This is a genomic window from Aeromonas sp. R2-3 (assembly GCF_040908375.1).
Taxonomy (GTDB): Bacteria; Pseudomonadota; Gammaproteobacteria; order Enterobacterales; family Aeromonadaceae; genus Aeromonas; species Aeromonas veronii.
Genome location: NZ_JBFODP010000022.1, coordinates 151,151 through 164,006, shown reverse-complemented (window position 1 = coordinate 164,006; position 12,856 = coordinate 151,151). Strand labels below are relative to the sequence as shown.

Here is a 12,856-nt window from a genome sequence, read left to right as displayed (position 1 = left end):
GATGAGGGATTAACTCGCTGCCATCAATGCACAGCGCTGGCGGCAGGCATCGCCAAAGGCTTGAAATATCTTGATGGAGTGGGGGTTTTCATTGGCCTTCCACTCCGGATGCCACTGCACTGCCAGCAAAAAGGGTGACAGTGCGGGGGCATGAAGTGCCTCGATCAGCCCATCTTCTGCGTGGGCCAACGGCTCCAGATCCTTCCCCAACCGGTTGATGCCCTGTCCATGCAGGGAGTTGACCGGAATCTGTTCTTCCTCCATCAGTTCGGCAAACCAGCTGCCGGGCAGCAGTTTGATCTGATGGCTCGGCCCATACTGCTCGTCGACCGGATCGTCGGCATCCTCCCGGTGATCGTCATAACCCGGCTCGTTATAGACCTTCTGATGGATGTCTCCCCCCAGCGCTACGTTGATCTCCTGCATGCCGCGGCAGATCCCGAGGATCGGTAAGCCACGGGCGAGCGCCCCCTTGATGAGGGGCAGATCGAACAGGTCGCGATCCCTGTCTTGCTGTTTTTCTGGCGTGAGGTTCTCCTGACCGTAGAGGGCCGGATCGATGTTGGAACCGGCGCCGCTCAGATAGACCCCATCGGCGAGATCCAGATACTGCTCCAGATCGGCGGTGCCGCAGCAGGTGGGTACCAGCAGCGGGACGCAGCCGCTTATCTCCACCAGCGGCATGATGTATTTGTGGGTCATCACCTGATAGGCGTGGCCGTTGCGGGGCTGGGCCCCCATGGTCATCAGCACGACAGGTTTACGGGGAGCGGGAGGCTGGGGATTTGGCATAGGGCACCTTGATTATCCTTGGCGTTGAAGTCTCATCCTGCGCCTTGGGCAGGCCCTTGCAAACCGGCAGGGCAAGGGCATGCCTCAAGGCATGGTCATGGGATCCCGCGTCGGGCCGGGTGGCAGAATCGTTGGTCAGCCTGGGCAGCGACAGCCTGGATCCTCTCTTCAGTCTGCCAAGGCCGTTCAATATGTCAAACAAAATGATGCTAAATTGTTAACGGGTTTATCTTGAACTGCTCTTAAGCGGCGATTTAACGGGGTTGTTGAGATGAGCTGTTATGGTTGGGGTAGCAAAATGGTGGATATATTAAACGCGCAGGGATGGCGGGGGATATGGAGAGGAAAAGGCATCAATAGAAGCACGCCTCCGCAAGGGGAGGCGTGTTTCGGGGGTCACAGCAGGTCTTCGATCTCGCCGCGCAGATACTGGTACATCTCGCGGTAGGCGACCGGCGGCTTGTTCAGCTCCCGCTCCTTGTTGGCGGAGCGGATCAGCTGGCGCAGCTTCTGGCGATCCAGCTCGTGGAACTGGGACATCAGCTCGTTGAGGGCGCTGTCACCTTCGGTGATCAGGCGCTCGCGCCACTGCTCCAGCCGATGCAGGCGTGCATTCACGGTGGAGTGACGGTTCTTGATGATGGAGAGCGCTTCGGCAATCGGCTCGATATCGCGGCTGCGCATCAGGCGGCCGATGAACTGCAGATGGCGACGGAAGGACTCATCCTTCTTCGGCTTGAGTTTGCGACCCAGCTCGACAGCTTCTGCAAGCTCTTCATCCAACGGGATTTTTTCCAGCTCGCTGTGGCTGAGGGAGACGATCTCTTCCCCCATTTTCTGCAATGCTTCGGCATCGCGCTTGAGCTGGCTCTTGCTGGGGCCCCAGTCTTCGAACTCGTTGTCGTCTTGATATTGACTCATCGGTCTCTTGATTCCTGTCATTCACGTTTGGCGGATATGTTACCAGCTTCTCCCGCTGGGCGCAGGGGTCTGATATGCTTACCCCCCTTTCCTTCTTTCATACAGATGTGAGTTATGGATCAGCAAGACCAAATCCGCCAGGATCAAGCCCATCTCGAGGCCGTGGTTGCCGAAGCCCTGGAGATAGCCAAAGGACTGGGCGCCTCGCTGGCCGAAGTCTCCATCAGCAAGCAGACCGGGTTGTCGGTGAACACCCGGGGTTGTGAACTGGAAAGCATTGAATTCAATAAGGATGGCGCCCTCGGTATCGCCGTCTATCGCGATGGTTGCAAGGGTTCCTCCTCCACCACGGATCTGAGTCCGTCGGCCATTCGTGCCGCCGTCGAAGCGGCCATCGAGATTGCCCGCCACACCTCGGCCGATGATTGCGCCGGTTTGGCGGACGCCGAGCTGCTGGCCTGGGATGCCCCCGATCTGCAACTGTGCCACCAAATCGAACTGGATCCCCAACGCGGCATCGAACTGGCCATCGAGTGCGAGCGGCTGGCGCTTGGTCGCGATGCCCGTATCAAGCACTCCGACGGCGCCGGTTTCTCCAGCCATCTCGGCATCAAGGTCTATGGCAACAGCCACGGCTTCGTCAAAGGTTATGCGGCATCGCGCAACTCACTGAGCTGCGTGCTGATCGGCGAGCAGGATGGCGATATGCAACGGGATTACGGCTACTCCTCCAGCCGTACCCTCGACGGGCTCTGGAGCCCGCAGCGTATTGCCGATGAGGCGGTGGAGCGTACCGTCTCCCGCCTCGGCGCCCGCAAGATCTCTACCCGCCATGCGCCTGTGCTGTTCCACCCTGACACAGCCTCTGGCCTGTGGGGCCATCTGGTGATGGCCATCAGCGGTGGCAACCTCTATCGCAAGTCGAGCTTCCTGCTCGACAAATTGGGCAAGCAGATCCTGCCCGAGTGGCTCACCATTCAGGAGTTCCCCCACCTGCTTGGCGGGCTCGCCAGTACTCCGTTTGATGGGGAAGGGGTGCGTACCCGCGACATGGATATCATCCGTAACGGCGAGCTGATGAGCTGGCTGCTTACCTCCTACTCTGCGCGCAAGCTGGGGCTGACCACTACGGGTCACGCCGGTGGCATCCACAACTGGCAGGTCTCCAATACCGGCCAGGATTTTCAGGGCATGCTGCAAGAGATGGGCACCGGTCTGCTGGTGACCGAGCTGATGGGGCAGGGGGTCAATATCGTCAATGGTGACTACTCCCGCGGCGCCGCCGGCTTCTGGGTCGAGAATGGCGAGATAGCCTATCCGGTCGAGGAGATCACCATCGCCGGCAATCTGGCCGAGATGTTCAGCCATATCGTGGCGGTGGGCTGTGACGAAGATGAGCGCTCCAGCCTCAAGACCGGCTCGGTGCTGGTAGAGAATATGAAGCTGGCGGGTCACTGATCCCGGTTTCAACAGAACCGAAACCATGAAAAAGGCCCCCTCGCCAACGCGAGGGGGCCTTTTTATCGGCCTGCGATCAGGGGGCGATCAGCCCTTGATGCGCTCGATGCGGCCGCCCAGACCCTGCAGCTTCTGCTCGATGTCTTCGTAGCCACGGTCGATGTGATAGATACGGTCGACGATGGTGGAGCCTTCGGCCACGAAGCCGGCCAGCACCAGACTGGCGGAGGCGCGTAGATCGGTCGCCATCACCTGGGCACCCTTGAGCTGCTCGGTGTCACGGCAGATAGCCACATTGCCCTGCAGTTCGATGTCTGCACCCATCCGTACCAGTTCGGGAACGTGCATGAAGCGGTTCTCGAAGATGGTCTCGGTGACCATGCCGGTGCCTTTGGCGACGGCGTTCAGCACAGTGAACTGTGCCTGCATGTCGGTCGGGAAGGCCGGGTAGGGGGCAGTCTTGATGGTGACCGGCTTGAGGGTGCGGCCAGTCATGTCGAGGGTGATCCAGTCTTCACCCTTCTCAATCAGGGCGCCAGCCTCTTCCAGCTTGACCAGTACCGCTTCCAGCAGGGTCGGGTCGGTCTTGCGGCAGGTAATCTTGCCGCCGGTGACCGCTGCGCCCACCAGGAAGGTTCCGGTTTCGATGCGGTCAGGCTGCACGCTGTAGTTGCCGCCGTGCAGACGCTCGACACCGTCGATGGTCAGGGTGTCGGTGCCCGCACCCTGGATCTTAGCACCCAGGGTATTGAGGAAGTTGGCCAGATCGACTACTTCCGGCTCGCGCGCGGCGTTTTCGATCACGGTGCGGCCATCAGCCAGGGTCGCAGCCATCATCAGGTTTTCGGTACCGGTCACGGAGACCATATCCATCAGGATGTGGGCGCCTTTCAGGCGACCATCGACACGGGCCTTGATGTAACCATCTTCGATGGTGATCTTGGCTCCCATCAGCTCCAGGCCGTGGACGTGCAGGTTGACCGGACGGGCACCGATGGCGCAACCGCCTGGCAGGGAGACATCAGCCGCGCCGAAACGGGCTGCGAGCGGGCCCAGCGCCAGAATGGAGGCGCGCATGGTCTTCACCAGCTCGTAGGGGGCGACGTGGTTGTTCACCGCACCGGTCAGCACGGTGACGTTGCCGTTGACCTTGGTGGTCGCGCCCAGCATCTCCAGCAGCTTGATGGTGGTGCCCACATCTTTCAGGCGCGGCACGTTGGAGAGGTGTACCTCTTCATCACAGAGCAGGGTCGCGAACAGGATCGGCAGCGCGGCGTTTTTGGCGCCGGAGATGGTCACTTCGCCGTTGAGAGTACAACGACCATCGATTTTGAATTTGTCCATTTTTACTTCGTTACCAAATCAGGAGGGCAATAGGAATTTACGTTCGCGTTTCCACTCGGCGTCGGTGAACGCCTTGATGGAGAGGGCGTGAATGGCGTTGCTGGCGATCTTGTCCATCAGCGGGGCATAGATGGCCTGCTGCTTCTTGACCCGGCTCATGCCGTCAAACATGTCACCGACGGCGATCACTTGGTAGTGACTACCGTCCCCTTTGACATGGACTTCGGACAATGGCAGAGCCTCAAGGAGTATCGCTTCAATTTCAGAGACTTGCATTATGCGTCCTCAGTTGTGAGCGGGGTTGACTGAAACAGCCCGGCCACCCCGTAGAGGTTGGCCAGGGTATAGAAATCACTGGAGGCGCCCACCAGTTGCGGTGTGGCGCCTCGCGCTAATACAGCTTTGGCCCATTTGACCAGCAGGGCCAGTCCGGCAGAGTCGAGGGTGGTGACGCCGCCGAGCTCGAGCTGGTCGTCCTGCCACCATTCGGCGCGGCGTTGCCACAGGTCATTGACCTGTGGCGCCTGCAGCTCACCGCTGAGGGTCATGGTTTGAGTACCAGCGGCTTGGCGTTGTGTTCGCGCAACTGGGCGATCACCGCATCGATGCCGTTCTGGCGGATCAAACCGCCGAGCTCGCTCTGTTTGGCGGAGAGCAGGCTGATCCCCTCTGCCACCATGTCGAAAGCTTTCCACTCGCCGGTCTTGTTGTTCTTGCGCAGCTTGAACTCAAGGAAGATGTCCGGCTTGCCGGCCTCTTTCACGCTGACGTTGACGGCGGTGATGTTGCCGCTGGGAGCTTTGCCCGGCTCGACCTTGACGGTCTGCTTGTCAAAATGGGCCAGCGCATCGGCGTAGGAGCTCACCATGTACTCGGTGAACACCTCGACGAAAGCATTGCGCTGCGCTTCGGTGGTCTCTTTAATCTGGTTGCCAAGCACCTTGTAGGCGGCGAAGCGGTTGTCCACATAGGGCAGCAGCTCTTCGCGGATGATTACCCGCAGGTGATCCGGATTGCTTTTCACCTGGGCCTGATCGGCTTTCAGGCGGGCAAAGGTCTGCTTGGCAGCCTGATCCACCAGCGCATTGGGGTCGGTGGCATCGACTGCGGCCTGGGCAGACAGGGAAAAGAGCATGCTGGTCATCAGACCCAGCAGCAGGGCGATTTTCTTGAACATGATTACTCCTTCTTGCTGTCTGATTTGCTGTCGGAGGATTGGCTGTAGAGGAACTTGCCAATCAGATCTTCCAGCACGATGGCGGATTTTGTGTCTTCAATCAGGTCGCCATCCTTGAGCATCTCGGTGCCCATCTCCTCATCGCTGAAGCCGGGGGCCAGACCGATGTACTGCTCGCCGAGCAGACCGGAGGTGAGGATGGAGAGGGAGCTGGTATCGGCAAACTCGCCAGCGCTCTTTTGCATCATCAGGGTCACTTCGGGCACCTGGGTTTTCGGGTCCAGTACGATGTCGCTGACCCGACCGACCACCACGCCGCCGACCTTGACCGGCGAACGGACTTTCAGGCCGCCGATATTATCGAAATGCGCGCGCAGGGTATAGGTTTCTCCTTCCGGTTTGAAGCTCAAACCGGCCACTTGCAGGGCCAGTGCCAGAATGGCACCGATGCCAGCCAGCATGAAGGTGCCGACCAGGAATTCTACTTTGCTGAACTTCATCTTTACCTTATCCAAACATGACTGCAGTGAGTATAAAATCCAGGCCGAGCACGGCGAGGGATGAGTGGACCACAGTTCGGGTCGTGGCCTGACTGATCCCGGCCGAGGTCGGCTTGGCATCATAGCCGTTAAAGAGCGCAATCCAGGTGACCACCAGGGCGAAAATCAGGCTCTTGATGGCGCCCTGCATGATGTCTTCATGCCAGTCGACGGAGGCCTGCATGGCAGACCAGAAGCCCCCTTCGTCCACGCCGAGCCAGTCCACGCCGACCAGCTTGCCGCCGAAGATGCCGATCAGGCTGAACATAAAGGCCAGCAGCGGCATACTGATGACGCCAGCCCAGAAGCGGGGGGCAACCACCCGGCGCAGTGGGTCGACCGCCATCATCTCGAGGCTTGAAAGTTGCTCGGTGGCCTTCATCAGGCCGATTTCAGCGGTCAGGGCCGAACCGGCACGGCCGGCAAACAGTAGCGCCGTGACTACAGGACCCAGCTCCCGCAGCAGGGAGAGGGAGACCAGCGGTCCCAGGCTCTGCTCGGCGCCGAAATCCTTCAAGACGTTGTAACCCTGCAGCGAGAGCACCATGCCGATGAACAGGCCGGAGACCAGAATGATGGCTACCGACTGTACGCCCACCACATACAACTGCTGGACAAGCAGCGGGAAGTGCTTTCGCGGTTCGGGTTTGCCCGCCAGCGCATGGAACAACATGATGGTGGCGCGACCGACGGAGCTGATAAACCGCACTCCGACCCGCCCCAGCTTGCTTATTTGACTTATCAACATCAGAGATCCTGTAGCAGATCGCCTGCCGGAAAATGAAACGGAACAGGACCATCGGGCAATCCTTTGAGGAACTGCTCGACTTCGGGATTGTGCTCCTCGCGCAGTTGGTCCGGCGTGCCGTGCGCCACCACCTTGCGATTGGCAATGATGTAGGCGTAATCGGCGATGCTCAGCACCTCTTTCACGTCGTGGGTGACGATGACGGAGGTGATACCGAGGGCATCGTTCAGCTCCTTGATCAGCTTGACCAGCACCGCCATGGTGATGGGGTCCTGCCCGACAAACGGCTCGTCATACATGATGAGGTCGGGATCGAGCGCAATTGCCCGAGCCAGCGCCGCCCGGCGCGCCATGCCGCCGGAGAGCTCGGAGGGCATCAGTTTCGCCGCGCCGCGCAAGCCCACCGCCTGCAGCTTCATCATGACGATGGTGTGGATCAGCTCCTCTGGCAGGCCGGAGTGTTCCCGCAGCGGGAAGGCCACGTTGTCGTAGACCGTCATGCCGGTAAACAGGGCGCCGCTCTGGAACAGCATGCTCATCCGTTTGCGCACTTCATAGAGGCGCGAACGGGAGAGGGTGGGGATATCTTCCCCGTCAAACAGAATGTGACCGGACTCCGGCTTGAGCTGGCCACCGATCAGCCGCAGCAGGGTGGTTTTACCGATGCCGCTCGGGCCCATGACGGCGGTGACCTTGCCACGAGGAATGGTCAGGTTGATCCCGTCATACAACAGCCGATCTCCGTGACTGAAGGTCAGATCGGAGATGGTGATCAGGTCATTGTTCAAACAATTGTCCATCCGGTGTAAATGAGGTGCGAATTTTATGGGGTAGTCTAGGTCTAAGCAACAGCAAGGAACAACTATTGAACAGGCTGCAAGCCCATTTGCACGACAGTTTTCTGTAACAAAGTGCGTCATTGAGAGCGGGACTTGCCATCCGATTCGCTTATCCGGACAGACTTTTTTATAATCCCGCAGCTAATTTCGGCCCGGAGCTGTGTCTTTATGTCTGTAAAGCCTGAGAAAGTGTCTGAACTGTTCGATTTTCGTCGCAGTGCCCGCGCGGTGCTGGACACAGAAAAGCAAGCCATTGATGGACTCTATCAGTATCTGAACGACGCCTTCGACAAGGCGTGCGAAATGGTGCTGCGCTGCGGTGGCAAGATAGTGGTCACCGGCATGGGCAAATCGGGCCATATCGGCAGCAAGATCGCCGCCACCCTCGCCAGCACCGGCACACCGGCCTTCTTCCTTCACCCGGGAGAAGCGAGTCACGGCGATCTGGGGATGATCTCCAGTGGCGACCTTATCATCGCCATCTCCAACTCCGGTGAGAGCGACGAAATCCTGGCTCTGCTGCCGGTACTCAAGCGCCGCGGCATTCCGCTCATCTGCATGACTGGCAATCCCGCCTCCACCATGGCCAAAGAGGCCAACGTGCATCTGTGCATCAAGGTGGAGAAAGAGGCCTGCCCGCTGGGTCTGGCACCCACTTCCAGTACCACTGCAACCCTGGTGATGGGTGATGCCCTGGCAGTGGCTCTGCTGGAAGCGCGCGGTTTTACCGCCGATGACTTCGCCCTCTCTCACCCGGGCGGGTCGCTCGGCAAGCGTCTGTTGCTGCGGGTTGGCGACCTGATGCACAGTGGCGAGCTGTTGCCCCAGGTGGGGATAGATGCCACCATCAGCCAAGCGCTGCTGGAAGTGAGCCGCAAGGGGCTCGGTATGACGGCGGTGGTCGATGGCAATGGCCTGCTGGCCGGGCTCTTTACCGATGGCGACCTACGCCGCATTCTTGACCAGCAGATCGATATCCATCACACCCCCATCAGCCGCGTGATGACGGCCAACTGTGTTACCGTAGGTCCAGAGATGATGGCTGCGGAAGCCGTCAAGCTGATGGAAACGAGAAAAATCAACGGATTACTGGTAGTGGATGAAGAGAAGCGCCCGCTCGGCGCCTTCAACATGCACGACCTGCTGAAAGCCGGAGTAATTTGATGCAAAACGTACCGACCCTCTATGGTCCGGTGACGCGCAGCCAGTTTGAGAAGGCGGCGCAAATCCGCCTGCTGGTGTGCGATGTGGACGGGGTGCTCTCCAACGGCCTCATCTACATGGGAAACAACGGCGAAGAGCTGAAAACCTTCTGCACCCGTGATGGTGCGGGCATGCGAGCACTGCTCAATGCCGGGATCGAGATCGCCATCATCACCGGGCGCAACTCTCGTATCGTCAGCGATCGGATGAAAAGCCTGGGTGTGGCTCACGTGGTGCAGGGGGCTGATAAAAAGCTGCCTCACTTCGAAGCGCTGCTGGCCAAGCTGGGGCTGACTGCTGAACAGGCCGCCTATATGGGCGATGACACCATCGATCTGCCGGTGATGGCCGCTTGCGGCCTGGGTATCGCGGTGGCCGACGCCCATCCGCTGGTGCTGAGTCGTGCCGATATGGTGACCCGGCTTGGCGGTGGCATGGGCGCGGTGCGCGAGGTGTGTGACCTCATTTTGCAGGCGCAGGGCCACGACGATTATCAGCCCGAGGCCTCGGTATGAGCAGACAGACCCTGTTGTTTGCCCTGCTGTTTCTGGTCGCGCTGGTTGCCTGGCAGTTGGGCAAGGTTGAGCTGGTGCCGGAGAGCGCCGTCAAAATCGAAAACTATCAGCCGGATTTTGTCGCCAAAGATCTGGTGACCACCCGTTTTGATATCAACGGCAAGCGCACCGAGCGGCTGGAGTCGACCTACGCCGAGTATTATCAAATCCTCGAGCAGGCCACCTTCGACAAGCCGGTGGTCTACATGTATGACGATCAGGGTGCCGCCGAGTGGAAGGTGACCGCCGAAACCGGCGTGCTCAACACCGGCGACAACGTCATCCTGCGGGACAAGGTGCATCTGGATGGTCTGCTGCCCACCTCCTTTATCTCCACACTGGATACCCCCTATCTGGAGCTGGATCTGGTGACACAGGATGTGCGCAGCAACCGGGAAGTGAACATTCTGGGTCGGGATTTCCAGACCCAAGGGGTTGGCCTCAAGGGCCATCTGGACCGCAAATATTTTGAGTTACTGGATCAAGGCCATGCCATCTATTTCAATGAAAAACGCTAATCTGGCCCTCGCAGCCCTGTTGTTGTGTGGTGCGGTGACCGCCAAAGAGTCCGACTTTGCCGAGAAGGTTTACGTCGATGCCGTCAAACAGGTGGCCGAGATGCAGGACAACCGCATCACCTTCGAAGAGGACGTGACCATCAATCAGGGCACCATCCGGATCAAGGCTGACAAGGTGGTAGTGACCCGTTCCGGCGAGAAAGGGGCCGAGGTGATGACTGCCTACGGCAAGCCCGCCACCTTCTTCCAGATCCTGGATAACGGCAAGCCGGTCAATGCCCACGGCAATACCATCCGCTACGAGCTGAAGAACCGGCTGGTGACCATCACCGGCAACGGCCAGCTCAAGCAGGAAGATAGCCAGGTCAATGGCGATCTGATCCGCTACGACATCGTCAAACAGAAGATGATTGCCGAGAGCAAGAGCCCGAGCCAGCGGGTCAAAACCGTGTTCCTGCCTGATCAGGTAGAGAATTTCGACAAGCCCGCCGACCAGAAGAAGCAGGGAAAATAAGCCATGGCAGTGTTAAAAGCAGTGGGTCTGCAGAAGAGCTACAAGCGCCGCATGGTGGTGAGTGACGTCAGCCTTGAAGTGGGCACCGGCCAGATTGTCGGCCTGCTCGGCCCCAACGGGGCGGGCAAGACCACCTCCTTCTACATGATCGTGGGGCTGGTACAGCGCGATGCTGGCCTCATCACCATCGATGATCAGGACATCAGCCTGCAGCCCATGCATGTGCGGGCGCGCAATGGCATCGGTTACCTGCCGCAGGAGGCCTCCATCTTCCGTCGCCTGTCGGTGTTCGACAACCTGATGGGCGTGATGCAGACCCGCAAGGGGTTGAGCCGTGAGGAGCGTGAGGACAAGGTTCAGCAACTGCTGGAAGAGTTCAACATCACCCACATTCGCGACAACCTGGGTCAGAGCCTCTCCGGCGGTGAGCGCCGTCGGGTCGAGATCGCCCGTGCGCTGGCGGCCGAGCCGCGTTTTATTCTGCTGGATGAACCCTTTGCAGGGGTTGACCCGATTTCTGTGATAGACATCAAGAAGATCATTCAGCATCTGAAAGATAGAGGCCTTGGCGTCTTGATTACCGACCACAACGTCAGAGAGACTCTGGACGTATGTGAGAAGGCCTATATCGTCAGCCACGGCAAGATGATTGCCGAAGGTGCACCGGCTGACATCCTTGCCGATGAGCAGGTCAAGCGCGTCTATTTGGGCGATCAATTCAGTCTATAGTAAGGGGGCATGCCTTCATTTCCTTTGACGAGTGCCTCGCTGAACATAAGGATATCCCGACGTAGATGAAGCCGACATTACAGTTGCGTCTCGGTCAGTCCCTGACCATGACGCCGCAATTACAACAAGCGATTCGTCTGCTCCAGCTCTCCACTCTGGAACTTCAGCAGGAAATTCAGCAAGCGCTCGAAAACAACCCTCTGCTGGAGCAGGAAGAGAGCGAGGCGCAAGAGACCAGTCCGGAAGCGCCGGTCGATGCCAGCCAGCTGGATTCCAGCGATGCCATGGCCCAAGAGCAGATGCCGGATGAGTTGCCGGTGGATACCACCTGGGACGAGGTTTACTCTGCCGGCACCGCCCAGAGCGCGGGCCCCATCCACGATGGGGAAGATAGCGTCTATCAGGGAGAGACCACCGAAAACCTGCAGGATTATCTGTTGTGGCAGATGCGGCTCACACCGTTTAGCGATGTGGATGCCGCCATCGCGCTCGCCATCATCGATGCCATCGACGAATCCGGTTATCTGACCGTTGCGCTGGAGGATATCCAGGCTGCCGTCACCAGCGATGATGTAGAGGTGGAACTCGATGAGGTCGAGGCGGTACTCAAGCGGGTGCAGCACTTCGATCCGGTCGGTATTGCTGCCCGTTCTGTGCAGGAGTGTTTGATCATCCAGCTGGATCAGTATGACCCGCAGACCCCCTGGCTCAACGAGGCCAAAGAGGTGATCCTCGAGCACATGGAGCTGCTCGGCAACCGGGATTACCGCACCCTCGCCCGCAAGACAAAACTCAAGGAGAGCGACCTCAAGGAGGTGCTGGATCTGATCCAGCTGCTGGAGCCGCGTCCCGGCAACGGCATCATCCAGAGCGACTCCCAGTACGTGATCCCCGACGTCTCCGTGGTCAAGAAGGGCAGCAAGTGGGTGGTCGAGCTCAATCCCGACTCCGCCCCCCGCATCCGGGTCAACGAGACCTATGCCGCCATGGCCCGCAACGCTCGCAGCAGCACCGACACCCAGTTTATTCGCTCCCATTTGCAGGAAGCCAAGTGGTTCATCAAGAGCCTGGAAAGTCGCAATGACACCCTGCTGAAAGTGGCCAGTTGCATTGTCGAGCAGCAACAGGGCTTTTTCGAGTATGGTGAAGAGGCGATGAAGCCCATGGTGCTCAATGACATCGCCGAAGCGGTAGAGATGCATGAGTCGACCATCTCCCGGGTGACGACCCAGAAGTACATGCATACCCCCCGTGGTATCTTCGAATTGAAGTTTTTTTTCTCCAGCCATGTGAACACCGAAGGAGGAGGAGAGTGCTCATCGACCGCAATTCGCGCGCTCATCAAGAAGCTGGTCACGGCAGAGAATCCTGCCAAGCCGTTAAGTGATAGCAAGATCGCGGATTTGCTGGCCGAACAGGGTATTATGGTGGCGAGACGCACGATCGCTAAGTATCGCGAATCCTTGTTTATCCCACCTTCCAATCAGCGCAAACGCCTGGTTTAGGCAAACAAAAGGATG

At 59.0% G+C, this 12,856-nt stretch carries 16 protein-coding genes; 7 read left to right on the top strand and 9 right to left on the bottom strand.

Going from position 1 to position 12,856, the window contains the following annotated elements; genetic code table 11:
- Positions 1–9: 9 nt before the first annotated feature.
- A complete protein-coding gene (locus AB5Z02_RS11375) occupies positions 10–792 on the bottom strand; it encodes a gamma-glutamyl-gamma-aminobutyrate hydrolase family protein (protein WP_368216013.1) in 783 nt (260 codons plus the stop codon).
- A gap of 396 nt (positions 793–1,188) precedes the next feature.
- Positions 1,189–1,713, bottom strand: a complete 525-nt coding sequence (gene yjgA, locus AB5Z02_RS11370; RefSeq protein WP_005336359.1) for a ribosome biogenesis factor YjgA — start codon at positions 1,711–1,713, stop codon at positions 1,189–1,191.
- A gap of 114 nt (positions 1,714–1,827) precedes the next feature.
- Here yjgA and pmbA point away from each other — a divergent pair, with 114 nt between their 5' ends.
- Positions 1,828–3,171, top strand: a complete 1,344-nt coding sequence (gene pmbA / locus AB5Z02_RS11365) for a metalloprotease PmbA (RefSeq protein WP_368216012.1) — start codon at positions 1,828–1,830, stop codon at positions 3,169–3,171.
- An 87-nt stretch (positions 3,172–3,258) separates the two neighbouring features.
- Here pmbA and murA read toward each other — a convergent pair whose 3' ends face one another.
- The 7 genes from murA to mlaF are packed head-to-tail and all read right to left on the bottom strand — an operon-like array spanning position 3,259 to position 7,779.
- A complete protein-coding gene (gene murA / locus AB5Z02_RS11360; protein ID WP_005336355.1) occupies positions 3,259–4,515 on the bottom strand; it encodes a UDP-N-acetylglucosamine 1-carboxyvinyltransferase in 1,257 nt (418 codons plus the stop codon).
- An 18-nt stretch (positions 4,516–4,533) separates the two neighbouring features.
- On the bottom strand, positions 4,534–4,791 hold the full coding sequence (gene ibaG / locus AB5Z02_RS11355; RefSeq protein WP_005306001.1) for a BolA family iron metabolism protein IbaG: 258 nt from the start codon (positions 4,789–4,791) through the stop codon (positions 4,534–4,536).
- Positions 4,791–5,063 carry a lipid asymmetry maintenance protein MlaB gene (locus AB5Z02_RS11350; RefSeq protein ID WP_005336352.1) on the bottom strand — a complete coding sequence of 91 codons (273 nt, stop codon included), beginning with the start codon at positions 5,061–5,063 and terminating at the stop codon, positions 4,791–4,793. Before AB5Z02_RS11350 ends, ibaG begins: the two co-directional genes overlap by 1 nt.
- Positions 5,060–5,692, bottom strand: coding sequence for a phospholipid-binding protein MlaC (locus tag AB5Z02_RS11345; protein ID WP_005336350.1), 633 nt, complete (start codon positions 5,690–5,692; stop codon positions 5,060–5,062). The genes AB5Z02_RS11350 and AB5Z02_RS11345 overlap by 4 nt, the downstream gene beginning before the upstream one ends.
- Positions 5,693–5,694: 2 nt before the next feature.
- Complete coding sequence (gene mlaD / locus AB5Z02_RS11340) at positions 5,695–6,192, bottom strand: outer membrane lipid asymmetry maintenance protein MlaD (protein ID WP_005336348.1); 498 nt, start codon at positions 6,190–6,192, stop codon at positions 5,695–5,697.
- Between the two features lie 7 nt (positions 6,193–6,199).
- Positions 6,200–6,979 (bottom strand): lipid asymmetry maintenance ABC transporter permease subunit MlaE, encoded by a 780-nt coding sequence (gene mlaE, locus AB5Z02_RS11335; RefSeq protein WP_005336345.1) that lies wholly within the window; start codon positions 6,977–6,979, stop codon positions 6,200–6,202.
- Complete coding sequence (gene mlaF, locus AB5Z02_RS11330) at positions 6,979–7,779, bottom strand: phospholipid ABC transporter ATP-binding protein MlaF (RefSeq protein WP_005336343.1); 801 nt, start codon at positions 7,777–7,779, stop codon at positions 6,979–6,981. The genes mlaE and mlaF overlap by 1 nt, the downstream gene beginning before the upstream one ends.
- Before the next feature lie 207 nt (positions 7,780–7,986).
- Here mlaF and AB5Z02_RS11325 point away from each other — a divergent pair, with 207 nt between their 5' ends.
- The 6 genes from AB5Z02_RS11325 to AB5Z02_RS11300 all read left to right on the top strand — a co-directional run bounded on the left by AB5Z02_RS11325 (position 7,987) and on the right by AB5Z02_RS11300 (position 12,841).
- Entirely contained in the window at positions 7,987–8,982 is a 996-nt protein-coding gene (locus tag AB5Z02_RS11325) for a KpsF/GutQ family sugar-phosphate isomerase (protein WP_100652505.1), read from the top strand.
- Positions 8,982–9,536, top strand: a complete 555-nt coding sequence (gene kdsC / locus AB5Z02_RS11320) for a 3-deoxy-manno-octulosonate-8-phosphatase KdsC (protein ID WP_101530526.1) — start codon at positions 8,982–8,984, stop codon at positions 9,534–9,536. Before AB5Z02_RS11325 ends, kdsC begins: the two co-directional genes overlap by 1 nt.
- Positions 9,533–10,093 carry an LPS export ABC transporter periplasmic protein LptC gene (lptC, locus tag AB5Z02_RS11315; protein WP_005336338.1) on the top strand — a complete coding sequence of 187 codons (561 nt, stop codon included), beginning with the start codon at positions 9,533–9,535 and terminating at the stop codon, positions 10,091–10,093. Before kdsC ends, lptC begins: the two co-directional genes overlap by 4 nt.
- A complete protein-coding gene (lptA, locus tag AB5Z02_RS11310) occupies positions 10,080–10,607 on the top strand; it encodes a lipopolysaccharide transport periplasmic protein LptA (RefSeq protein WP_040068817.1) in 528 nt (175 codons plus the stop codon). The genes lptC and lptA overlap by 14 nt, the downstream gene beginning before the upstream one ends.
- Before the next feature lie 3 nt (positions 10,608–10,610).
- Positions 10,611–11,336: an LPS export ABC transporter ATP-binding protein gene (lptB, locus tag AB5Z02_RS11305; protein WP_005336333.1), complete on the top strand. Its 726-nt coding sequence runs from the start codon at positions 10,611–10,613 to the stop codon at positions 11,334–11,336.
- Between the two features lie 65 nt (positions 11,337–11,401).
- Entirely contained in the window at positions 11,402–12,841 is a 1,440-nt protein-coding gene (locus tag AB5Z02_RS11300; protein WP_368216011.1) for an RNA polymerase factor sigma-54, read from the top strand.
- The last annotated feature ends 15 nt before the right edge of the window (positions 12,842–12,856 follow it).